Consider the following 24,337-nt stretch of genomic DNA (forward strand, 5'->3'; position numbering starts at 1 on the left):
GGCGGCAGGCGCGGCTACTTCCTCTTCTTCTTCGCTGGACCTGCGGCCTTGCGATATTCGCTGGCGAACGCCGAGAACATGCCACGCGTCTTGCCGAGCTGCTTGCCCAGCGCGCGGCTCCCCTTGTCAAGGGCCTTCGAGCCCTTCTCGTCGATCGTCGCCGCGCCCTTTTTGACCTTATCGCCGATCACCACGCTCGCCTCGGCCGCCTTGGCGGCCACGCCACCGGTCAGCTGGAGGTCGAGCGTCTCGTCGGCCACGATCATGGCACCGTCACGGTAGCCGCGCAGATAGCTTGCCGGTACCTCGAAATTGCCGACGAGCGCCGAGGCAGCCTCCCCCTCGGTGAGCACGAAGTGCTTGACCTTACCGCTGCGGCTGTCGAACAGGACGTCGGAACAGTAGCCCACGCGCGCGCCGGAGGTCGTCATCGCATCCATGCCCGTCCAGATCAGACAGGCATCCAGGTCGACGTTAAGCCGCTTGGCCGCAGCGTCGTCGAAATTGCGCTTTTCATCGGTAACCGCAAGGACGCCCTCGTACACATCGAGGGCGTCGAGCGCCACGAATCGATCGGGCTGCTTGATCATGCCGACCACGTCGGGCAGCTTGACCATGAAGCCGACGACACGTAGGCCATCGGGGGCGAACACCGGAAAATGGATCTTGCCGAGACGCTTGGGATCGCGCGGCGTGCCGTCCTTGTTCGTCCGCCGGTCTTCGGCGGGCGCGCGGTAGACCCGCACGCCCTGGATATCGGAAACGAGCATCTACGCCTCGGCGACCGGCTCAGCGGGATCGGCGGGCGCGGCGTCATCGGCGACGGACTCGACGACCACATCGGCGGCAGGGGTCACGTTGCCGCCGGCGATGGCGTCGTTCAGCTGCTCGCGCAGCTGGTCCATGCGCTCGCGGGCAAGATCGACCTTGGCGCGCAGCTCATCGGTCTTGGCATCGACCATCGGACCGAAGTCGGTCGCGGCGGCGCGAGCCTGATCGACACCCTGCTCGTACATGTCGCGAGCGTTGTCCCAGGCGTCATTGGCCATATCGGCGGCCATCGCGCGGGTCTCGGCACCGGAACGGGGAGCCATGAGGATGCCCGCGATGGTACCGGCTGCGGCGCCGATCACGGCACCTGCGACGAAACTGAATCCCTTACCCATGTTGCTCCTCCCATTCAGAGCCGATAGTTCAGTGGAAACCCCATTATACCCGTGAGCGCCCCTCGGCGACACACGGGTCCGTGCGCGGCTGCGCGCAGGCGCGCCTTCGGGCGAGACACCCTATCGATCCTCGGCCGGGGCATGGGTGGCGTCGCCGCCGAACGCCGCGCCGACATCGGCCACGCGCTTGGCGGGGGCGGCACCCATCTTGGGCTTCATGCGAAAGCGCTCGGCAAGGCTACGGCGCGGCTGCTCGGGCTGGACCTGCTCCGCAGCCTCGACGGGCGCGGGAGCCTCGGTCTCGGAAGGCTCCTGTTCGGTGGCATCCCCACCATCGTCAGGCGCCTCGTCGTCCTCGCCGCGCAGGTTCAAGACGAGCTTGCGCAGGGCGGCGACGGTCCCCGCGAAATCCGGCGACGGGGACTGCGCGTGCAGATACGCCCAGTCCATCATGAAGGCGGCGCTCGAGAGGGCGCCGACGGTCAACGCGTCGTCGGGACAGGACAGCTCGACGTCGAACAGGCGCTCGTCACCGGGGATCTGGCGCGTGCGGCCGCAGGAGATCGAGCCGGCGAGCCCGGTCTCGTTCATGATCTCGACCGTGACATGCTCGAGCAGGTGCGCGAGCTCGGTGTCGCCCATGCACTCCTGGAACTCGCTGCCGGCGTCACCCAGGCACAGGTGCTTGGCGATCGCCGGGGCAAGGTAGTACACACGCGCCGTGGCCTCGATGTCCTCGGAGGTCCGAAGCGGCATACCGGGATTGACGAGCACGCGCGCGCAGAGCGTCTCCTTACCGACGGTGATTTTCAGGATGTTGAACAGCTGCGCCATGGTGTATCCACCTTACCTAACGTCTGACCTTCCATGTATGCCGCACGATGCGGGCGCTTAGGCGTCCTTGCCCTCGCCCTTATCGGCACCGTCCCCGTGCTCCCGAGCGACCTGCTCGGGGTCGGGCCCGGTGACGCGGATCAACGAGATGCGCTGCCCGCGCATGGACTGCACCTTGAACTTGTACCCGTCCTGCTCGAACACCTCTCCGATATCGGGCACCGAACCGCACAGATCCAAGATCCAGCCGGCCACGGTCTCGTAATCGTCGCTCTCCTCGATCGGCCATCCGAGCTCGATGGCATCATCACATGAGAAGCGGCCATCGACCAGCCACTCACGACGCGACAGACGCGTGAGGTACTTGTTGTCGGGATCGAACTCGTCCTCGATCTCGCCCACGAACTCCTCGACGATATCCTCGATGGTGATGATACCGGCCGTACCACCGTACTCGTCCACCACGACGACCATCTGCTCATGAGCGGTCTGCATCTCGGAGAGCAGCGGCAAGATATCCTTGGTGTCGGGCACGAACGTGGCGTCACGCACGAAGGAGGCGACCATCGCGTCGCCGTGCCCCGCGAGCACCGGCTCGATCAGGTCCTTGATGTGGGCGATGCCCACGATGCAATCCTGGTCCTCGCGGAAGATCGGCACGCGCGAGAAGCCGGTGTCGCGCATGATGGCGAGTACCGAGGTGATCTCGTCACTGTCCTCACACATCGTCACGTCGACGCGCGGCACCATGACCTCGCGGGCAACGGCGTCGCCCAAGTCGAACACCTCGTGGATGATGCGCTTCTCCTCGTCGAGCAGGGTATCCTGCTCGCTGATCATGTACTTGATCTCCTCCTCGGACACGTTCTGGCGGTCGTCGGCGCTCTTGATGCCGAGCAGCTTGGACAGGCCGTTCGCGGAGGCCTGCGTGAGCCACACGAGCGGCTTGGCGATCTTGCGGAAGGCGCTGATGGGACCGGCGACGGATTTGGCCATGCCCTCGGCGTCGGACAGGCCGATACGCTTGGGAACGAGCTCGCCGATGACGATGGACAGATAGGACACGATCAGCGTGATGATGATCGGCGAGACGACAGGTGCCACCGCGCTGAGCGGTTCGATGTCGAACGACTCGAGCCAGCTGGACAACGGATCGGACAGCGTGTTGGACGAGACGGTCGCGGAGAAGAAGCCGACGAGCGTGATGGCGACCTGGATGGTAGCCAGAAAGTCGGTCGAGTCGGTCGATAGCTCGAGCGCCTTGGCGGCGCGGCGGTCGCCCTCCTCGGCGTCATGCTCGAGGCTGGCGCGCTTAGCCGTGGTGAGAGCCATCTCCGACATGGAGAAGTAGCCGTTCAGGATGGTGAGCAACAGGGTGGCAATGATGGAAATCGCTATGCCCATAAGATGAGATCGAACCTCCGAGGTCAGGATGCAAAGGACGGGATTTGACGGCGGGCGCCGCCATATACGGCTGGCCTAGATCACGAAAAGGATCACCACCATGAAGATGAAGATGCTTCCGGCGAGTACCCACAGGTGCCAGACGCTATGCATGTAGCGGATCTTCTTCATAAGATAGAAGGCGCATCCGATGGTGTAGCACAGCCCACCGACCACGAGCAGCGCCAAAGCCAACGGCTCCAGGGCACCCACGAGTTGCGGAAGACGGAAGACGACGAGCCACCCCATGATGAGGTAGATGAGGATGGTGACCCAACGGGGCTGACGCTGGCGGCCGATGATCTCGAACGAGATGCCGGCGAACGTGAGCGCCCAGATGACGACGAACATGACGATGCCGCCGTAGGGCTCGAGCGTGATGAGCAGAAACGGGGTATACGACCCGGCGATGAGCAGGTAGATGCAGCTGTGGTCGATGGTGCGGAAGATCCGCTTGGCGGCCGGCACCTGGATGGCGTGGTAGAGCGTGGACGCCAGGTACTCCAGGATGATGGAGACGCCGAACACGATGGCGCTCGCCATGTGCGCGGGCGCGGCGCCGTCCATGGCGGCCTTGACGATCAGCAGGACGAGTCCGGCGATGCCGAGCAGCACGCCGATGCCGTGCGTGATGGAATTTGCGATCTCCTCGCCCACCGTGTAGTGCGGAGGCTCCTTACGGCGATCGTTCACACGCTCCGGACGGGGGAATTTGGGGCACGATTTGCGACGCTTGGGGCACGTCGCGCACACGTCGACACCCGTCGGCGCAGGGAGGGATTCGTCAGATTGGGGCACCGGGGCGGCCTGAGCGTCCGGCCCCGTGGTACTTCGCGATGTGGAACTGTCGCCTGATGCGGACATGTTGCTGAGCGATCCTCCAAATATAGACTGCTCAAAATCATAGCAGAATCGCCCAGCCCAGAGGCCGACAAGATGGTGCCAGGTACAAACTTGTCGCGGGCGGGATGCTCACGCGGCAAGTTTCTGACAAGTTTGTACCTGGCACCATCTTGTCGGCCCGCCCGGCTTACTTCATGGTGATGAGCTCGTAGCGGCTCGTACCCAGCCCGATCTTCTCGGCATGCTCGATCATCGAGCGCCAGTTGGTGTCCGGGTGCGTCATGTTGAAGTGGTCGTGCTCGCAGCGCTCGGGGATGCCGCCCTCGGCCTCGAGCTTATCGCGCATGTCGGTGAGCTCGGTGTTGGGCAGCGCCGGCGCGGCGAGTGCAATGTCGATCGCAGCCTGGTCGATGGCGACCGGGTCGAAGCTCGCGAACATGCCCAGGTCGGGCACGATGGGCGTATCGTTCTCGGGGTGACAGTCGCAATTGGGCGAGATGTCCATGGCGATGGAGATGTGGAAGTTGGGACGGTCCTGCACCACGGCCTGCGTGTACTCGGCGATCTTGCAGTTGAGCTCGTCGACGGCCGAATCATGTCCCGGGACGATGGCGTCCTGGTTGCAGGCGCCGATGCAGCGGCCGCAGCCCACGCAGCGGTCGTGATCGATGTGCGCGACCGGTACGGTCACGGTCTTGCCGCTCGCAAGTTCGCGCTCGCGCGTCTCCTCGAAGCTGATCGCGCCGTGCGCGCAGATGCGCTCGCAGGCATGGCAGCCGATGCAAGACTCGGTGTGAACGCTCGGCTTGCCGGCCGCGTGCTGCTCCATCTTGCCGGCGCGGCTACCGCCGCCCATGCCCAGATTCTTCATGGCACCGCCGAATCCGGCCTGCTCATGACCCTTGAAGTGCGTGAGCGAGATGACGATATCGGCGTCCATGAGGGCGTGGCCGATCTTTGCCTCCTTCACGTACTCGCCGTTCTTGACCGGCACGAGCGTCTCGTCGGTGCCCTTGAGACCGTCGGCGATGATCACATGGCAGCCGGTCGCGTACGGTGTGAAGCCGTTTTGGTAGGCGCAGTCGATGTGCTCGAGCGCGTTTTTGCGGCTGCCGACGTAGAGCGTGTTGCAGTCGGTGAGGAAGGGCTTACCGCCCAGCTCCTTGACCACATCGACGACGGCGCGCGCGTAGTTGGGGCGCAAAAAGCTCAGGTTGCCCAGCTCGCCGAAGTGGATCTTGATGGCGACGAACTTGTTCTCGAAGTCGATCTGGTCGATTCCGGCCTTCTTGATCAGGCGCTTGAGCTTGTCGAGCTGGCTTTCGCGGCCGTGGCTGCGAAGGTCGCAGAAGTAAACCTTAGCGGGCACGGTGTTCTCGGACATGGCATATCCCCTCTCTGTCATATTCCATGTATCGATTGTACGCCGGTCAAATGGGTTGGACGGGACACGTCCCCGACTGACCCATCCGGCCGCCTACAGCGTGCCGGCCTCGAACGCGGCGAGCGCCTCCTGCAGCACCGGACCGTCGGCGCGGCAGGGCACCGAACCGTTCTTGCGCAGCATACGGGTCTCGTGGCCCTTACCGGTCACGATGACCACCGACGGACGCGTCGTCTCGCGCACGCAGGTGCGGATCGCCTCCTCGCGGTCGAGGACGATCTGCCAGTTGCCGTTACCCTGCTCCTCCACGCGCTTGGCGATCGTCGCGCAGATGTCCGCCGGGTCCTCGGGGCCAGGATCGTCCTCGGTGATCACGATGCGGTCGGCGTACGCGCCGGCGGCGATGCCCATGGTGTCGCGGCGATCGACACCCTTGCCGCCCGTCGCGCCGAACACGACGGCGAGCTCGCGATCGGGATAGTTCTCGCGCAGGTCGCGCAGCATGGTCTCCAAGCTCATGCCGTTATGGGCGAAGTCGACGACGCCGACGATGCGGCCGCTCTCGGTGGGATAGAGCTCCATGCGGCCGGGAACGCGTAGATGCTCGAATCCGTGGACGATGGCATCGCGCTCGATGCCCAGCGCCTCGGCGACGGCGATCGCGCCCAGCGCGTTGGAGATGTTGAACTTGACCGGCGTGGCCACGAGCACGTCATCGGTGAAGCGCGGGGTGCGCACGCGCGCGACGATGCCGCGGTCGGTATGGGTGAGCTGCTCGGCGAACACGTCGGCGCGCTCGTCCGCGAGCGAATAGGTCACCACGCGCTCGCAGGCGCGGGCCGCATCGAGCACGCGCTCGACATGGTCCATGTCGAGGTTCACCACCGCCGCATGGCTCTGCGCGAACAGCTTCAACTTGCTGCTGAAGTAATCCTCGAAGGTGGGGTGCTCGATCGGGGAGATGTGATCCTCGCCGATGTTGGTGAAGGCGCCGACCGCGAACTCGACGCAGGCGGTGCGGTCGTACTTGAGCGCCTGGCTCGACGCCTCCATCACTACATGCTCGATACCGCTGTTCGCGGCGTTGGCGAGCTGACGCTCGAGCTGGAACGACTCGGGCGTGGTGAGCTTGGAGATGCCGGCATCGACGCCATCGTCGAACTCGATGCTCGAGAACAGGCCCGCGGTGTGGCACCCGACCAAACGCGCACGCTCGTCCAGCACGCTTTTCAGGTAATACGCGCTCGTCGTCTTACCCTTCGTGCCCGTGAAGGCGCATACCCGCACGCGCCCCGACGGATGGTCGTAGGCGGTATCGGCGAGCACCGCGAGCGTGCGACGTATATCGTCCACGAGCAGGCAGGGAACATCGACGCCGTAATCGGTCTCGGAAACATACGCGACCGCACCCGCCCCGATGGCGCCCACCAGGTACTCGCGCTTGAACGCGGCGCCCTTGCAGACGAACAGCGTCCCGGGAACGGCCGCGCGCGAATCGTCCGTCGCGAAGTCGATCCGGATCTCGCCCGTATCCTGCGGCGCGCACCGAAGCACGCCGGCTCGATCGAGCACCTCGATATAGTGCGCGAGCGGATAGGTTGTCTGGGTTGCCTGCGGCATGAAAGCCCTCCTTGATCGACGCGTACGGCGCGGATGGCGATCGGTCTCGAACATTCGCTCGTGGACATTATGCGCATCGACTCGATGCAAGCAGCGCAAACGGTGCAAGAACATGAAAAATGGGCAGGATACGCCGCTTTCCGGAATACCGCCGCCCGTCCGCGATGCCCCACAGAGGGCCAACCGACCTGGCAACGACACTTCACGGGCAACGATCGCGTTTACGGTTCGGTTTTGCGAGCACCTGCCGAGTAGACCCGGAAGTCGATACCCTCGCTACCTGCTATTTTATTGCGTGTCGATGCTCGTCTACTTGTACATCCCACGCATAACCGAACCGTAAACGCAAATCGCCGCTTTCGAGGCGCAGCGACCGTCACCTGCACCTCGAAAGCGCCTTTCCCCTGTTGCGACTCGGCGCAGACCTTATGCAAAAGACGCCCTCGCGCGCGAGCGTGTTATTCTTCTTGTACCGTATGTCGCCGGACGAAGGGCTTTCCATGCCTTATCTATACCAGGCCCTGCAACCTCGCCATCGAATCGCGCGTCTGCTCGGCGCAGCGATCCTGCTCGTCGCCTGCCTGCTCGGCGGGTGCTCCTCCTCGGATGCCTCGACCCATGAGTTCGAGCTCGTCGAGAACGGCAAACTCACCGTGGCCAGCGACCTTGCCACACCGCCGTTCGAGTACACCGACGACGCAGGCAACCCGCAGGGGTTCACCTACGACCTCATGGGCATGATCGCCGAGGAGCTCGGCCTCGAGCTCAACTACCTGCCCGCGCAGAAATTCGACAGCATCATCCCGATGACCAAGCAGGCCGTCAAAACCGATGTCGGCGCCTGCAACATCACCATCAACGACGAGCGCCTGGAAGAGGTCGATTTCACCGATCCCTATATGGATTCGAACCAGGGCATCGCCACCGTCAAAGACGGCGGATACGACACCGTCGAGTCGCTCAACGCCGCAGGTGTCCGCATCGCCGTGCAGGCAGGCACGACATCCGAGGAATGGGCGATCGAACATCTGCCGAACGCCCAGACGGTGAATTTCGACGACTGGACCGCCGCGTTCACCGCGGTCATGAGCGGCCAGTGCCAGGGCGTGGTCTGCGACCTGCCCGTCGAGCAGTGGATGGTCTCGAACTCCTTCACCAGCATGCAGATCATCGAGGAGGTTCCCACCGGCGAGCAGTTCGGCATCGCCGTGAGCAAGGACAATCCCGAGCTGACCGAAGCCATCAACGCGGCGCTGGCCGATATCCGCGCCGACGGGCGCTACGACAAGCTGTACGAGGAGTGGTTCGGCGTGGCGCCGAGCAGCTCGAGCAGCACCGAGCAAGATGACGGATCCGAGACGGCGAAGATCCCCGACGCGCTCACCGTCACCAAGGCGAGCGCCCAGTCCAACGAGGACGGCGGCACGGCAGTGCTCGGCGGCATCGCGACGCGCCTGACCTGGGAGGCCACGGTCGGCGCCGACGCCGAGGTATCGCAGCTGACGCTCACCCTGCCCGAGGGCGGCTCCTTCGAGGACTCCGGCGCCACGGTGTACGCCGTGGAGGACCTGACCCGTACCGAGCTCGCCTGCACCTCGCATATCGACGACTCCGCCCTCGTCATCGACTTCGATAAGGCCGTCGCCGCCGGCACGCAGCTGACCGTCGAGGTCGAGGGCGTGCTGTTCCCCAGCACCGCCGGCGCCTATGCGGTGGGCGGTACGTACACCTCCGCCGACGGCGAGGTGCGCGACCTGCCCGACAGTCCCACCATCGCGGTGAGCGAGAGCACGGCCGTCCAGTCCATCGTGAGCTGGCTCGACGATCAGGCGTGGGTGCAGGCGTGGAACGCGAACCCGTTTTTGGGAATGTTCCTGCGCCCGCAGTACATCGTGACCTCGATCGCATCGCTTTCCCAGGGATGGGGCGCCGCCCTGCTCGTCACGGCGATCGGCTTCCCGCTCGCCGTGCCGCTCGCGCTGCTGATCACCTTCATGAAGATCAGCCGTTACAAGCCGCTGCGCGCCATCGCCATCACCTACATCAACGTGCTGCGCGGCACGCCGCTGTTCCTGCAGATCTACATCGCGTTCTTCGGCTTCCCCATGCTGGGGCTGAACCTGCCCAACCTGCCGCTCGGCATCGGCGTGCTCGCCATCAACTGCTCGGCGTACCTCGCCGAGATCTTCCGTGCGGGCATCCAGTCCATCCCGCGCGGACAGTTCGAGGCCGCCCGGTCGCAGGGCTTCGGTTTCATGAGCACCATGTGGCTCATCATCCTGCCGCAGACGTTCCGCCGCGTGATCCCCACCATGACCAGCGAACTCGTCATGCTCTACAAGGACACCTCCCTGCTGTCGAGCGTGGGCGTCATGGAGCTCATGATGTTCTCCAAGAACCTCACCGCGGTAACCGGCAACATCACGCCCTACATCGTGGCCGCCCTGTACTACCTGGTCGTGACCATCCCGCTGATCCACGTGATCACCAACGTCGAGAAGAAGATGGCGGCGGGCGAGGGTCGCCGCTAGTCCGGGGAATCCGGAGCACGGCAGCCCGCCTGCCCCCACGTTCACACGAAAGCGCCCGTCGACCTGCGCGGTCGGCGGGCGCTTTATCGTAGAGCGACCTTTGCGCGTGCCTACGGTCCTACTCGGACGTCTCCGCCTCGGCGGCGGCCTTGGCGGCCTTCTTGGCAGCCGCGGCCTTGCGGGCAGCCTCGACACGGGCCTGCTGCTCGGGCGTCAGCTCGCGCTTGGGCTTGGCGGCGGCACCGGCGGCCTTGGCGGCGGGTTTGGCCGGCATGTCCTTATGCTCGGTCACCGTATGGAGCTCCGTGGTGGGCTCGGTGTTGTACACGTCCATGCTGAGGCAGTGCTTGGGACAGTCGTTCACGCACGAGGAACACTGGATGCAGCGGTACGGGTCGATCGTCCAGTCGCCGGCCTTGCGGTCGACGGTGATCGCATCGGCCGGGCACACGCGGGCGCACATGCCGCACATGATGCAGTTCTCGACGTCGTTCACCACGTGCCCGCGCATATGCGGGAACAGTCCGGGGATGTCGCGCTTCTCGTACGGGTAGCGCACCGTCGCGGGCTTCTTGAACAGCGACCCGAACGTCATCTTGGCAAGATTGAAAGATCCCATCCGGCACCTACCTTTCCGTGCAGCTGATGCACGGGTCGATCGTCAGGATGATCATGGGCACGTCGGCCAGGTCCACACCCTGCAGCGCGCGCACCATGCCGGCGAGGTTCTGCGAGGTCGGGGTGCGCAGACGGAAGCGGTCGAGGAACTTGGTGCCGTTGCCGCGCACGTAGTAGAACGCCTCACCGCGGGGCTGCTCGATGAGCACATGCGCGCGGCTGTTCTCGGGAGGGAGCACCTTGGGACCCGGCTTGCCGCCGATGCCGTCGTGCGGGATCTTGGCGACGAGCTCCTTGATGATATCGATGGCCTGGTATACCTCCTCGCAGCGCACCTTGCAGCGAGCGTAGCAATCGCCCTCGGTGGCGATGATCGGCTGGAAGTGCTCCAGATCGCCGTAGGCGCCGAAGCCCGTCGAGCGCATGTCGTGCTCGATACCCGAACCCTTGGCGAACGGGCCGACCATCGACAGCTCGAGCGCGTCCTCGAACGAGATGTAGCCCACGCCGCACAGACGGCTGCGCACGGAGCTGTCGTTCAGCATGGTGTCGACGATAATCTTGTACTCACGGCGCAGACCGTCGAGCTCGTCGCACACCTCGCGCAGCATCGCGTCGTCGATGTCGTGCGCCATGCCGCCCACGATGCAGATCGACAGGATGATGCGACCGCCGCAGGTCTTCTGGAAGATATCCAAGATGGTCTCGCGCAGGCGCCAGCAGTGGTTGAACAAGCTCTCGAAGCCGAAGCCGTCGGCGAGCAGCCCCAGCCACAGCAGGTGCGAATGGATGCGCGAGAGCTCCTCGAGGATGGCACGCAGATAGTCCACGCGGCGCGGGACCTCGATGCCGAGCAGCTTCTCGGTCGCGGCGGCGTAGCCATACCCATGACCGAAGCTGCAGATGCCGCAGACGCGCTCGGCGACGTAGACGAACTGGTTGTAGTCGCGCTTCTGGACGAGCTTCTCCAGACCGCGATGGACGAATCCGATCTGCGGGATGGCCTCGACCACGCGCTCGTCCTCGACCACGAGGTCCAGGTGCACCGGCTCGGGCAGCACCGGATGCTGCGGACCGAACGGGATGACGGAACGTGTTGCCATGCTACTCCCCTTCCTTGGCGGTATCGGCAGCCGGCGTCTCGGCGGCGGCGCGGGCGGCGTCCTTGGCCTTCTTGGCCTCGAGCACGGCGCGGACCTTGGCCGCCTTCTCGGGATCCATGTTCGCGAGCTTGGCCTCCATCATGGCGGCGCGCTCCTCCTCGCTCGGCTTGGCGGCCTTCGCGGCAGGCGCCATCTCGTTCACCGCGGCGACGGCGGCCGCATCGGCGGCGGCACGGTCCTCGGTGAGAGCGCGCTCGGCGCTCTTGGCCTCGGCGGCCTCGCGGGCGGCCTTGGCCTCCTTGGCGGCCTTCGCGGCGCGCAGCTTGGCGGCCTTCTCACGCTCGGCCTTCATCTCGGGTGTGATGACCGTCATGGGCGAGGTCTCGGCGAGACTGAAGAAGTGCCCGCCGAAGTCGAGCTTCATGTTGATGAAGTTCACGCCGAACAGATCGTGGGCCTCGTTCTCGTAAGAGAACGCCGCGAAGTACAGGCCTTGGATCGAGGGTACCTCGGCGCCCTCGGGCACGCTCACGCACAGGTTGAGCGCGTTGTCGCGCGTCTCGTCGTAGAACGTGTACACCAGATCGATCCCGCTCTCGGGGAACTCGGCGCACAGCTGGACGAAGCGCATGCCCTCGTGCTTCAGGCTCTGAACGCGCTGGAGCAGCTCGATCAGCGGCACGTCGACGAACTCGGTCGTATACATCTAGTCCTCCCTCGCCTTCATGGCCTTGAGACGGGCGTTGACCGCCTCGTCGTCCAGCAGGTCCGCAGGTTCCTGCAGGGTCTCGCCGGCGGCGAGGCGACGGGCCTTCTCGTCCAGGATCTCGACGCCCTTCAGAACGGCGTCGATGATGGTCTCGGGGCGCACGGCGCAGCCCGGGGCGTACACATCGACCGGGATCGCCTTGTCCACGCCGCCGATCACGTTGTAGCAGTCGCGGAACACGCCGCCCGTGCACGCGCAGATGCCGCAGGCCACGACGACCTTGGGCTCGAGCATCTGGCTGTAGATGTGGCGCACCACGCGGATGTTCTGCGCGTTGATGGAGCCGGTCACCAAGAAGATGTCGGCGTGCTTGGGGTTACCGGTGTTGATGATGCCGAATCGCTCGATATCGTAGAGCGGCATGAGGGAATCGAGCACCTCGATGTCGCAGCCGTTGCAGCTCGAGCCGTCGTAGTGGATGAGCCACGGCGATTTGGAGTTGTATGCCATATCCCTCGCTCCTTAGATGAACGGCGTGATGAGCACATAGAACAGGTTGACGATGCCCACCACGAGCGCGACGAGCCATGCCAGCTTGAGGCAGTTCTGCCACTTGGTGCGTGCGAAGTTGTTGTCAATCGCGACCTCGAAGAACCAGGTGAGCGCCACCACGGCGATGGCGACGACGATCGAGACCGGCGAATCCCAGATGAAGAACATGCCGACCCACATGAGGAACAGCACGCTCTCGCACCAGTGCATGATCTCGATCTTGGCGAGCGTGCGGCCGGTCATCTCGGTCGTGATGCCCTTGAGCAGCTCCTGGTGCGCATGGTGGCTGTAGGACAGGTCGAACGGCGACTTGCGCAGCTTGATGGTGAGGATGAACAGCAAACCGATGAAGATCGGGATAAGCGTCACGATGATGGGCTGCTCGAGCGAGAACAGACGCGCGATGTCGAACGACTGGGTCGCGGTGAAGAAACCCACCGTCATGATGAGCAGCATGGGCTCATAGGACATGACCTGCAGGCACTCGCGATCCGCGCCGGCGTCGGCCCACGGGGAGCGCGAGGAGTACGCGGCGATGATCACGAACAGCGTGGCGAGCGTCACGAGGAACACGCACAGCAGCAGGTTGGAGCCGGAGATGAACATGCCGCCGGCCAGGATGCAGAAGATGAGCGCGCAGGTGACGTAGGTCTCGTCGATGGCGTTGACGCTCGTCTGCTCCTTGGACAGCAGCTTGCGCACGTCGTAGTAGGGCTGCAAAAGGCGCGGTCCCACGCGACCCTGCATGTGGGCGCTCACCTTGCGGTCCAGACCGTCGAGCAGGCAACCCAGGAAGGGCGCCGCGATGGCGAAGACCACGCAGCCGGCCGCGATGCCGAGCAGGCCCGGACCGACGAGCATGACCTCGCGCTCGACGAGGAACGTGCCGCCGGCGAGCAGGTCGGTGTGGAAGATGAAGCAGGCGGCGAAGGCCATGAGCATGCCGGCGCCGCAGATGATCTGGCCGACGAGGGTGAGCAGGTGCTCCGGGAAGACGTCGGCGAGATACCAGTTGCGCTTGGTGGAGCGCATCGTGCGGCCCATGGAACCCAGATAGGTGCGCGAGTCGGCGTCAAGGCACACGCCCGACAGGTACACGTGCTGACGCGCCTTGGAGAAGCGGCCCCACGGCGTGAGCAGCACGATGGCGATGAACAGCACGATGACGACCATGATGAGCATGTTGTCGAGGTCGATGAGGCGCGGGACCTTGTTGTAGGTGACCTCGAGGTAGGGCCCGATCACGAACTGCGAGATGACAGGCAGCAGCATGCAGCACAAGACGAGCAGGGCGGAGATGAAGCCGATCGCGGTCCACTCGCTCTTGTGCACGCCACCCTCGACGTTCTCGGCCTTCTGCGACACGCCGGCGAGCTTACCGAGCCACTTGGCCCAGAAGAAGAACGTGGCGGCTGAGCCGAAGGCGAGCAGGATCAAGAAGAGCACGTTGCCCGTCTCGGCGAACGACACGAGCGTGGCCCACTTGGAGACGAGCATGCCGAACGGCGCCACGAACATGCCCATGATGCCGAGCATCATGAAGCGCGTGAGGCGCGGCAGGCGGCTGAACAGCCCGTCCATGTCCTCGATGTTGCGGCTCCCGATACGGTGCTCGACGGTGCCCACGCACAGGAACAGCACCGACTTGGACACGGTGTGGAAGATGATGAGGAAGATGGCAGCCCACACGGCCTCGGAGGTACCCACGCCCGCGCAGGCGGAGATGAGGCCGAGGTTGGCGATCGTGGAGTACGCGAGCACGCGCTTGGCGTTGCTCTGCGAGATGGCCATGAACGAGCAGAGCACGAACGTCACGCCGCCGACGGCGACGACCATGGCCGAGGCCATGGGGTACACCAGGTAGAGCGGGGCGAGCTTGACGAGCAGGAACACGCCGGCCTTGACCATGGTGGACGAGTGCAGAAGGGCGCTCGTGGGGGTCGGGGCGACCATGGCGCCGAGGAGCCACTGGTGGAACGGCATCTGCGCGGCCTTGGTGAGACCGGCCACCGACAGCAGCATGAGCGGCATGATGAGCATATCGGCCTGGGCGCCGGCGGCGACCTCGACCATGCCGTTGATGGACAGCGGCACGCCGGTGGTGTGCATGACGACGAGCGCCACGTGGAACGCGAGACCACCGACCATGTTGAGGTTGATCTGCAGGATGGCGCTCTTCTTGGCCTCGGCCGTACGCGTGTAGCCGATCATGAGGAAGGAGCACACGGTCGTGATCTCCCAGCCCGCGACGAGCCAGTCGAAGTTATCGGAGGTCACGATGATGAACATCGCCGACAGGAACAGGAACATGAGGGCGATGAACTGATGGCGACGGTCGATCGCCTTCGTCCCCGCACGGCGGGCCGCCTCATCCTCATGATGCTGGAAATCCTTCATGTAGCCGAGCGCGTAGATGCAGATGGCACTACCGACCAGGCCGACGATGAGCACCATGATCACCGACAGCGTGTCGATGTACATGGGCTCGGCCATGGCATCCTCGGGATGCAGGGCAAACGAACCGCACCAGATCGAGACGGCGAGCTGGACGGCGGAAAGTAGGAACATCACCGTGTTCCGATACCGGATCGCCATGACGAACACGAAACCGCACAGGAACAGATCGACGGCGACCGCCACGTAGTTACCCGCAAGCGAAAGGTCGGGCGGCATGGCGAACGTCGTCGGATTGCCCATATACGTGACGGCGGTGACGATGCTGGCAATGGCGATGACCACCGCGGACCCGACCACGATCGGATCGCGCTGCGCGTCACCTTTGAACAGCATCAATGCGATCGCGACGACCAAGGGAAAGGCGATCAGGAACCCCAGTAAAGCCATAGGCACCCCTTTTTGCACGAAGCTTCACATAAACAACGCTTCATTATAGTGCAGAAGCACCCCGATGCCGCATGGGCTTCACCGACGGATAAGCGAACGTGAGGTCGGCGCGATTCAACGAAAAAGCCGGTGCCGTGCAGGCGGGACGCGTGTCCCACCCGCACGGCACCGGCCTATGTCCCGTTTTTCTCCTGGCCCCTTTTGGGACACCTTTTGGGACAGGGGTGGGCGTCGTTTAGGCCTGGGCGGCCTCGATCATCTTGCAGACGGTGTCCTGCAGCTCGGCCAGGTTCTCGGCCGAGGGGATCCACTGCTGCGCCACCACGGGCACGGGCAGCTGGAACTTGGCGTTCTCGAGCTCGGCGTAGACCTGCTTGGGACCGAGCGGCGCCCAGCCGTAGGAGCCGAAGGCCAGACCGATGCGCTGCGCGTTGTTAGGCGACAGGCCGCGCATGTAGGTCAGGAAGCCGGCAACCGTCGGCATCATGTTGGAATTGAGGGTCGGCGAACCCACGGCGACGTACTTGGCGTCGCACAGCTCGAGCATGATGTCCGAGATGTGCGTGTGCTTGACGTCGATCAGCTCGGCGGGGATGCCCTCCTTGATGAAGGCGTCGGTGATCTCGCGGGCCATGGACTCGGTCGAGTGCCACATGGAGTCGTAGACCACGACGGCCTTGTCGACCGTCTGATAGGTGGTCCACGCCTCGTACTTGTCGAGGATGTCGGCGATGTGACTGCGCCAGATCACGCCGTGGCTCGGGCAGATCATGTTCAGATCGAGCGTCTTGACCACGTCGAGGGCCTTGTGGGCCTGCATGCCGTAGGGCCACACGATGTTGGCGTAGTACTTCTTGGCCTGCTTGTAGACCTCGCACAGATCGTTTTCGTCATCGAAGCGCTTGGTGGAGGCGAAGTGCTGGCCGAAGGCGTCGTTGGAGAACAGGATCTTGTCGACGTCGGAGTAGGTGACCATGTTGTCGGGCCAGTGGACCATAGGCGTGGTCACGAAGGTGAGGGTGCGCTCGCCGATGTTCAGGGTCTCGCCGGACTTGACGGGCGTGGCCTCGATACCGAAATGCGCTCGGACCTCGTTGACGCCGGCACCGGCCGACGCGTAGATCGTGGCGTTGGGGGCGACCTTGTGGATGGCCGGCAGCGAGCCGGAGTGGTCCATCTCCACATGGTTGGTGATCACGATATCGATCTTGGAGGGATCGACGACCTGCGAGATGCGCTGCAGGAACTCATCGGTGAAGGTCGCCTTGGCCGTGTCGATGAGGGTGACCTTCTCGTCCATGATCAGATAGGCGTTGTAGGTGATGCCCTTCTCGGTGGTATAGCCATGGAACGAGCGCTCGTTCCAGTCGATGCCGCCGACCCACCAGACCTTGGGCGAGATCTCGATAGCGTTGAGCATGGGTGTTCCTTTCCTGAGATGAATCCGTCTCGGATTCGGTTACCTGTGATAGTACCACGCAGGCGTGATGATAGACGCCCTGCCTCGGCGAGTCTTTAATTGCTATAAAATTAGATTCAATTTACACACGACGAAAGCGGGGCGGACACCTTCCGGCATCCGCCCCGCCCGTATCCGCAGATTCGCCATGCGTCCGCTTACACGCCCTTAGCTGAGCTTGCGGACCTTCGGCTTGCGACCGCGCTGCTTGTTGACGAGCGCCTCCGGACCGCCCTCGCGATATTGACGGCACCACGTCTTGACCGACGACTCGCTCGGAACGCCGTGCTTGACCATCACCTCACGCACCGACATGCCGTGGTCGATACGATCGTGCACGACCGACAGCTTCAGATCGTACGGGTACACGCGATGCGTGGACCCCGCGTTCATGACGGCCGCGGAGCCACCGACCGCGTAGGCGCGTGCCCACTGGCGGGCGGTCGCCTCCGGGATACCGAGTTCGACGGCGAGGGTGCGATGCCCGACGCCGGTGGATAGGACCTTGACCGCGCGACGCCGTACCTTGGCATCGTACTTCGTACCTCTTTTGTTCTCAACCATGGCAACCTACTTAGATGGCACGAGGGGATAGAAAAAGTGCGTTGTACCGAGCAAATTGCATCATAGCATGCAAACGTCTGCCTTCCTACAACATATCTTGGGAAAGATGGTGCACTTGACCTACCTCTTGCCCTGAGCGGCGAGGGAATATCGCACTCCATGACACGCACACATATTCCTATACATTTCATAGGATTTATTTGCACCCCGTTCCCTGCGGTAACGGCGGTGGGTGCGGGGAAGAACGCTGCCCCGGAGAAGAGTCGGTCAAAGCGGTCGTAATGTATATATCGGAATCACACGCGCGAAGGCCCCGACGAAAAAAGCGGTCGGCCCGCATGCAGGCCGACCGCTCACATCCATACGCTACAGGATGGTTACCTACCCTGGGCGCGCGACTCCTCGTAGAACTCGACGAGGTGCTTCTGCACGTCGTAGGGAACCTGCTCGTAGCCGGCCGCCTCCATCGTGAAGTCGCCGGTGCCGCGGGTGAGCGAGCGCAGGCGCGTGGCGTAATCCACGAGCTCGGCGTAGGGTACGGTGGCGGTGACCACGGTGTTGCCGCGATCGTCGGTATCCATGCCGGTCACACGGCCGCGGCTGGCGGACACGTCGCCCATCACCGCGCCGGCGTAGCTCTCGGGGATGGTGACCGTGATGTTCTCCATGGGCTCGAGCACCACCGGATCGGCCTCGGCGCACGCCTTCTTGAGCGCGATACGCGCGGCGGCACGGAAGGCCATCTCGTTGGAGTCGACCGGGTGATACGAACCGTCGTAGCACGCCACGCGGATACCCGTGAGCGGGTAGCCCGCGATGACGCCTTCCTTCATGGTCTCCTGGACACCCTTGTCGACCGCGGGGATGAGGGCGCGCGGGATGCGGCCGCCCACGACCTCGTCGACGAACTCGTAGTCGGTACCGTCCATGAGCGGCTCGACACGCAGGTAGCAATCGCCGAACTGGCCGGCACCGCCGGTCTGCTTCTTGTGGCGTCCCTGCGCACTCGCCACGCGGCGGATGGTCTCGCGATACGGGATGCGGATGGGCACGATGTGCGCCTCGACGCGGGTGCGCTCCTCGAGGCGGTTGAGCAGGACGGACACCTGCGCCTCGCCCACGGCGGAGATGATGGTCTGGCCCGTCTCCTCATCGCGCTCGATCTTCATGGTCGGATCGGCCTCGCACGCCTTGTCGATGAAGGTGAAGAGCTTGTCCTCCTCGCTGCGGTTGACGGCCTCGATGGCGATGCGGTACTGGCTGTTGGGGAACTTGAACGCCGCAGCCTCGACCTTGCCGGAGACGGACAGCGTGTCGCCGGTATCGGCGGAGATCTTGGTGGTGACGATGACGTCGCCGGCCTCGGCCATGCCGACGTCGGTCATCTCGCGACCGCACATGACGTACAGGTGCGCGAGGCGCTCGCTTTTACGCGTGCGGGCGTTGATGAGCTCGATACCGGGGGTGAGCGTGCCGGTCAGGACCTTGAGGAAGGAGATGCGGCCCTGCTGGGCGTCGTTCAGGGTCTTGAAGACGAAGGCGACGGGGCGCTCGTCCTCGGCCGAGATCTTGAGGGTATCGCCGTCCATGAGAGGCATCTCGCCGTAGTCGGTCGGCGCGGGGAAGTACGTGGCGATGTCGTCCATGACGGAGTGGATGCCCAGCTCCTTGGTGCACGAACCCACGAACACGGGCACGAACAGGCGCTCGGCGATGGCCTTGGAAAGCAGGCTCTCGACCTCGTCCTGGGTGAGCTGCTCGCCCTCGAGGTACTTCATCATGAGCTCGTCGTCGGCCTCGGCGACGGCCTCGCACAGCTGCTCGCGCGCGGCCTCGGCGGCCGCCTTGTACTCGTCGGGAATATCGTACTCGGTCTGCGTGGTGCCCTCGCAGTGGCGCGCCTTCATGCGCACGACGTCGATGACGCCCTCGAAGGCCTCGCCCGTGCCCCACGGCAGGGTGACCGCGCCCAGACGCATGCCGAAACGCTCGCGCAGCTGCTCCATGCAGGCGTCGTAGTCGGCGGTCTCCTTGTCGATGCGGTTGATGAACACGGCGCGCGCCAGGCGCAGGTCCTCGGCGGCGTACCACAGCTTCACGGTCGTGGGCTGCGGACCCTCGGAGGCGTCGACCACGAACAGCGCCGTCTCGCTGACGGCCATGGCCGCGTACGCGTCGCCGATGAAATCGGGGTAGCAGGGGGCATCCAGCACGTTGATGCGGGTGCCCTTCCAGTCGATGGGGGCGATGGAGGTGGAGATGGAGACACCGCGCTTGACTTCCTCGGTGTCGTAATCGAGCGTGGGCTTGGTGCCCGCGTGACCGCCCAGACGGGTGGTCTTGCCTGAAAGATGCAGCATCGATTCCGCCAGGGAGGTCTTTCCTACTCCTCCCTGGCCGACCAAGACGACGTTCCTCACATTGCCGGTTTTAGGAGCACCCATGATGACCTTCCTTTCTGCGGCGCACACGCCGCCGAAGCGGGACGAGGCGATGCGGCCGCCTCGAATTTAGCCGTATGCGTTGAGCCTACCCCCGCGCGATATGGTCATACCTGACATATCGCCGGACGGCATACTGCGGTGCGCTAAAGGGCCCTCGGGTGCGCATGGTGCGCCCGCGCCACGTTGCCGATTCTCGCCAGACACGGCCCGCCTCCTTTTGGTTACCGCGGCATGCTACAATCGGCGATGCATCGATATATGGCCAGATGGATGGTGCGCAGACGCACGGCGGCGGCCAAGCCGACGCCAGGGGAACGGGGTGCGAAGCCCCGGCTGTACCAGCAACCGTGAATCCGGAACCGCATGCGCGCGGTACCTCCGGACAAGCCGGATCGCCTCTCCATCACATGGGCCCTGGAGAGAAAGGCATACCTATGCGCAACCGAATCACCCAACCCGAAGCCCGCACGTCGCGTCGCCTGCTCGCGTCCCTCGTCCTGGCGCTCGCGCTCGCCGTGGGCGTCCTCGGCGGATGCACCCAGACCACCGCGTCGACCGACGACGGCTCCGCTGCCGGCTCCACCGTCGCGGCCCCTGCTGGCTCCGCGTCGACCGATGCGCCCGCCACAAGCGATGACGCGCAGATTTCCGTCCAGGTCGTCGTCGACTCCAGCGCCGCCGACGGCAGCGTGAGCTACGACGGCACCGTCGAGCTCGCCGAGGGCGCCACTGTTCTGGACGCCATCGAGGCGACCGGCCTTGAGCTCGACGTGCAGGATTCCGACTACGGTGCGTTCGTGAACGCCATCGACGGTCTTGCCACCGGCGACGCCGGCGACTCGAGCGGTTGGGGCTACGACCTCAACGGCGAGATGGTCATGGAGTCCGCCGATGTGGCGACCGTGGCCGACGGCGACGTCCTCACCTGGACCTACCTGGTCTAATTGGGAAAATAGGGACTGTCCCTATTTTCCCAATTCCGTTGTTTCTCACCGGATCTTCCCATGGACCGCACGCCGCATAACCCGTTTTCCGCATACCATCCCGTCGTGGCCCTCACCTACCTGACGTGCGCCGCCGCGTTCGCCATGGCCGCCATGCAGCCGGTCTACGCCGCCCTTTCGCTCGTCGGCGCACTCGCATGCGCCGCGTGCACGCGGGGTGCGGGGAGCTTGCGGCACATGGCATGGCTTGTGGTCGTCGTGTTGGTGGTCGCCGGGGCGAACGTGCTGTTCGTCGGAGAGGGGGCGACCGTCCTGCTCTCCTGGGGGACGCGCGCGTTCACCCTCGAGGCGCTGCTATACGGCCTATGCTCCGGCATCATGCTCGCAGCGGTCTTCATCTGGATGATGAGCTGGTCGGCATGCTTGGACAGCGCGTCGATCACGGCGCTGCTGGGACACGCCGCGCCCACCGTGTCGCTCATGATCTCTCAGGTCATGAGGCTCGTTCCGCAGTTTGCGCGGCGTGGGCGCACCGTGACCTCGGCGCTGGCAGCCACACCCGCTGCCGCTCCGCGAAACACGAACGAGTGCACCGCGGATGGCCTCCGCACGGTCTCGGTCCTCATGGGCTGGGGCCTCGAGGACAGCCTCGTCCGCGCGGACGCCATGCACGCCCGCGGATACGCGTGCGGAGCCGTGCGGACCACGTACCGGCGCTATCGGATCAAGCGGACCGACATCGCCGCACTTGCGATCATCGTCGCGTTCGTGCTGGCAAACGTGCCCCTCGTATCCATCGCCTGCTCGCAGTACGCCTTCTACCCCACCCCGCCGCGCCTCGTGGCGTGGTGGGGCTACCTGCCGTACGCCGCGTTCGTGCTGTATCCCGTGGCGCTCACCTTCCGGGAGTGGTGGCTATGGCGCGCGTAGGGAACATCGACGTGGGTCGCGCCGTCGAGCAGGCGACAGCAGGCGAGACGCCCGTCGTGCGCATCCGCGGATTCTCCTTCTCCTACGCCGGCGGCGAGGACGCACCCGTGATCGACGACGTCTCGCTCGATGTGGCGCCGGGATCGTTCTGTGTCATCACCGGACCCACCGGCTGCGGCAAGACCACGCTGCTGCGCTGCCTTAAGCCCGAACTCGCGCCCGCCGGCATCCGGCATGGCGGCATCGAGGTGCTCGGCTACGAGCTGGCGGCGGGCGGCGGCCAAGCCGGCGCCATGGATCCGCGCCGTTCCGCCACCGACATCGGCTTCGTCATGCAGGACCCCGCTGCGCAGATCGTATGCGACACCGTCTGGCACGAACTCGCCTTCGGGCTCGAGAACATCGGCATGCCGCAAGCCGAGATGCGCCGCCGTATCGCGGAGGTCGCGCATTTCTTCGGCATCGAGCCGATCATGCACGCCGCGACCGACACGTTGTCCGGCGGCCAGCAACAGCTCGTCAACCTCGCCGCCGTGCTGGCGCTGCGTCCACGCCTCATCGTGCTCGACGAGCCCACCGCGCAGCTCGATCCCAACGCGCGCCGCCAATTCCTCTTCCTGCTGGAACGCGTGAGGCGCGAGCTGGCCATCACGGTCATCATGTCGACGCATCTTCTCGAGGAAACGGAGGCGTACGCCACGCAGACGCTCGAGCTCGGAAATCCCGTTCCCGCCGCGACGCGCGCCGAGCTGGAAACCCTGCTCGCCGGACACTGGGACGCGTGGGAGGAGCGGGCGGTCCGCACGGATGCGCCCGCGCTCACCGCTCGGGACCTGCACCTTCGATACGACCGCTTTGGGGCGGAGGTCCTTCGCGGGGCGGATATCGCCATCGCGCGCGCCAGCGTCCACGCGATCGTGGGCGGCAACGGATGCGGCAAGTCCACGCTGCTCAAGGCCCTTGCCGGCATCCTTCGCCCGCAACGGGGACGTGTGGAGAACGCCTCTGCGGAACAACAGGCGTACCTGCCGCAGGATCCCAAAGCCCTGCTGGTGTGCGACACCGTGGCCGACGAGCTCGCCGAGTGGCAGGATCGCTGCGGCTATGGTGCGGCCGACGTGCAGCGCATCGTCTGCAAGCTCGGTCTCGACGGGCTCGAGGATCGCCATCCCTTCGACCTCTCCGGCGGCCAGCAGCAGAAGCTCGCACTGGCGAAACTGCTGCTCACCGACCCCGACCTGCTCTTTTTGGATGAGCCGACCAAGGGCCTGGACCCCGCCGGCACGGCGGAGGTCATCCGTATCCTGTGCGGCCTTGCGCGCGAGGGGCGCTCCGTGGTGCTCGTGACCCACGATCTCGACGTCGCATTCGCCGTGGCCGATGAGGTGTCGCTGCTCTTCGACGGCGAGGTCGCCTGCACCGAGCCCGCACGCGTTTTCTTCGAGCGCAGCCTGCTCTATCGTCCCCACGACCGCGCGCGCCTCTATGGGGAGTTACTCGCCCAAGATGATGGTGAAAAGGCTCCGGATGCACCGGATTGCGACGATTCGCGCCCCTTGTACGTCGCCGAGACTCCCGCGGATGACCCCGCGCCCGAACGCTGCGACGCGGTTTGTCCCAAACTGCGATCCCACCACTCCCCCTTTGTGGAAACCCTGGCGCTACTCATCGTCCCCATCGTGCTCGTCGCCTCCGGGCTCATCGGGTTCTCGCAGACTGCTCTGCTGTCGTTTGCCGTGGTTATCGCCGCGATCGCCGTCTTTTTCTCCTCGTACGAGCGCGGCGGGGCACGCCTGCGCGAAATCATGCCCACCGTGGTGCTCGCGGCGCTCGCCGCTGCCGGCCGCATCCTGTTCGCCGCCGTCCCGAGCGTCAAGCCGGTCAGCGCCATCGCCATCATCGCGGGCGTTGCCCTGGGCCGTCGCGCAGGCTTCATGGTCGGCGCGCTCGCAGCTTTGGTCTCGAATTTCTTCTTCGGACAGGGACCCTGGACACCCTGGCAGATGTACGCCTGGGGCCTCGTGGGCTACGGTGCGGGTGTGCTCGCCAGGACAGGGCTGTTCGGGGGCGAAGGATCCCAGCTTCGCGACCGCCTCGGCGGCGTCGCTCTTCTGGCATACGGCTTCCTCTCGTCGGTCGCGTACGGATGGATCCTGAACGCCTGGTCGATCCTGGGCTTTCTCCACACGGGCCTGGGATTCAACCTGCTGGCGGTCTACGCCGCGTCGCTTCCCTTCGACATCGCCCACGGTGCGGCGACCGTCGTCTTCCTCGCCGCCCTCTACGTCCCCTGGCGCCGCAAGCTCGCGCGCATCATCCGCCGCTACGGCATCTGATCCGACAACTTGG

19 protein-coding genes are annotated in these 24,337 nt (G+C 64.8%); 4 read left to right on the forward strand and 15 right to left on the reverse strand.

Features of this window, described 5'->3' with window-relative positions:
* Positions 1-14: 14 nt before the first annotated feature.
* The 7 genes from I6E04_RS05960 to I6E04_RS05990 all read right to left on the reverse strand — a co-directional run bounded on the left by I6E04_RS05960 (position 15) and on the right by I6E04_RS05990 (position 7,290).
* Positions 15-770, reverse strand: coding sequence for a PRC-barrel domain containing protein (locus I6E04_RS05960; protein WP_235422281.1), 756 nt, complete (start codon positions 768-770; stop codon positions 15-17).
* Entirely contained in the window at positions 771-1,166 is a 396-nt protein-coding gene (locus I6E04_RS05965) for a YtxH domain-containing protein (protein ID WP_235422282.1), read from the reverse strand.
* 120 nt (positions 1,167-1,286) lie between these two features.
* Positions 1,287-2,000: a cyanophycin synthetase family protein gene (locus tag I6E04_RS05970; protein ID WP_235422283.1), complete on the reverse strand. Its 714-nt coding sequence runs from the start codon at positions 1,998-2,000 to the stop codon at positions 1,287-1,289.
* A 57-nt stretch (positions 2,001-2,057) separates the two neighbouring features.
* Positions 2,058-3,404, reverse strand: a complete 1,347-nt coding sequence (locus I6E04_RS05975; RefSeq protein WP_235422284.1) for a hemolysin family protein — start codon at positions 3,402-3,404, stop codon at positions 2,058-2,060.
* Positions 3,405-3,479: 75 nt separating this feature from the next.
* Positions 3,480-4,136, reverse strand: coding sequence for a PAQR family membrane homeostasis protein TrhA (gene trhA / locus I6E04_RS05980; protein WP_235422285.1), 657 nt, complete (start codon positions 4,134-4,136; stop codon positions 3,480-3,482).
* Positions 4,137-4,473: 337 nt separating this feature from the next.
* Positions 4,474-5,670, reverse strand: a complete 1,197-nt coding sequence (locus tag I6E04_RS05985) for a DUF362 domain-containing protein (protein ID WP_235422286.1) — start codon at positions 5,668-5,670, stop codon at positions 4,474-4,476.
* A 93-nt stretch (positions 5,671-5,763) separates the two neighbouring features.
* Complete coding sequence (locus I6E04_RS05990; RefSeq protein ID WP_235422287.1) at positions 5,764-7,290, reverse strand: Mur ligase family protein; 1,527 nt, start codon at positions 7,288-7,290, stop codon at positions 5,764-5,766.
* A gap of 500 nt (positions 7,291-7,790) precedes the next feature.
* Between I6E04_RS05990 and I6E04_RS05995 the strand changes: the two genes are divergently transcribed.
* Positions 7,791-9,821 carry an ABC transporter substrate-binding protein/permease gene (locus tag I6E04_RS05995; RefSeq protein ID WP_235422288.1) on the forward strand — a complete coding sequence of 677 codons (2,031 nt, stop codon included), beginning with the start codon at positions 7,791-7,793 and terminating at the stop codon, positions 9,819-9,821.
* A gap of 118 nt (positions 9,822-9,939) precedes the next feature.
* On the opposite strand, the gene I6E04_RS06000 is transcribed toward I6E04_RS05995, so the two are convergent.
* From I6E04_RS06000 to I6E04_RS06035, 8 genes are all read right to left on the reverse strand, one after another.
* Positions 9,940-10,440: a 4Fe-4S binding protein gene (locus tag I6E04_RS06000; RefSeq protein WP_235422289.1), complete on the reverse strand. Its 501-nt coding sequence runs from the start codon at positions 10,438-10,440 to the stop codon at positions 9,940-9,942.
* A gap of 7 nt (positions 10,441-10,447) precedes the next feature.
* The gene (locus I6E04_RS06005) at positions 10,448-11,542 is read right to left on the reverse strand and encodes a hydrogenase large subunit (protein WP_235422290.1); all 1,095 of its coding nucleotides are present in this window, start codon (positions 11,540-11,542) and stop codon (positions 10,448-10,450) included.
* A gap of 1 nt (position 11,543) precedes the next feature.
* Positions 11,544-12,248 (reverse strand): NADH-quinone oxidoreductase subunit C, encoded by a 705-nt coding sequence (locus I6E04_RS06010; RefSeq protein WP_235422291.1) that lies wholly within the window; start codon positions 12,246-12,248, stop codon positions 11,544-11,546.
* Positions 12,249-12,761: an NADH-quinone oxidoreductase subunit B family protein gene (locus tag I6E04_RS06015; protein ID WP_235422292.1), complete on the reverse strand. Its 513-nt coding sequence runs from the start codon at positions 12,759-12,761 to the stop codon at positions 12,249-12,251. It abuts the gene before it with no gap.
* A gap of 12 nt (positions 12,762-12,773) precedes the next feature.
* Entirely contained in the window at positions 12,774-15,647 is a 2,874-nt protein-coding gene (locus tag I6E04_RS06020; protein ID WP_235422293.1) for a proton-conducting transporter transmembrane domain-containing protein, read from the reverse strand.
* A gap of 235 nt (positions 15,648-15,882) precedes the next feature.
* Complete coding sequence (locus I6E04_RS06025; RefSeq protein WP_235422294.1) at positions 15,883-17,067, reverse strand: FprA family A-type flavoprotein; 1,185 nt, start codon at positions 17,065-17,067, stop codon at positions 15,883-15,885.
* A 207-nt stretch (positions 17,068-17,274) separates the two neighbouring features.
* A complete protein-coding gene (locus I6E04_RS06030; RefSeq protein ID WP_235422295.1) occupies positions 17,275-17,670 on the reverse strand; it encodes a helix-turn-helix domain-containing protein in 396 nt (131 codons plus the stop codon).
* Between the two features lie 377 nt (positions 17,671-18,047).
* A complete protein-coding gene (locus I6E04_RS06035) occupies positions 18,048-20,114 on the reverse strand; it encodes an elongation factor G (RefSeq protein WP_235422296.1) in 2,067 nt (688 codons plus the stop codon).
* Between the two features lie 434 nt (positions 20,115-20,548).
* On the opposite strand from I6E04_RS06035, the gene I6E04_RS06040 reads away from it, so the two are divergent.
* From I6E04_RS06040 to I6E04_RS06050, 3 genes are read left to right on the forward strand one after another with little or no spacing between them, the layout of a single operon-like run.
* Positions 20,549-21,058 carry a DUF4430 domain-containing protein gene (locus I6E04_RS06040; RefSeq protein ID WP_235422297.1) on the forward strand — a complete coding sequence of 170 codons (510 nt, stop codon included), beginning with the start codon at positions 20,549-20,551 and terminating at the stop codon, positions 21,056-21,058.
* Positions 21,059-21,118: 60 nt separating this feature from the next.
* Positions 21,119-21,988 carry an energy-coupling factor transporter transmembrane component T gene (locus I6E04_RS06045; protein WP_235422298.1) on the forward strand — a complete coding sequence of 290 codons (870 nt, stop codon included), beginning with the start codon at positions 21,119-21,121 and terminating at the stop codon, positions 21,986-21,988.
* On the forward strand, positions 21,976-24,324 hold the full coding sequence (locus I6E04_RS06050; RefSeq protein ID WP_235422299.1) for an ATP-binding cassette domain-containing protein: 2,349 nt from the start codon (positions 21,976-21,978) through the stop codon (positions 24,322-24,324). The genes I6E04_RS06045 and I6E04_RS06050 overlap by 13 nt, the downstream gene beginning before the upstream one ends.
* Positions 24,325-24,337 lie beyond the last annotated feature (13 nt).

It is taken from the genome of Collinsella tanakaei (assembly GCF_021531055.1).
Classification (GTDB): Bacteria; Actinomycetota; Coriobacteriia; order Coriobacteriales; family Coriobacteriaceae; genus Collinsella; species Collinsella tanakaei_B.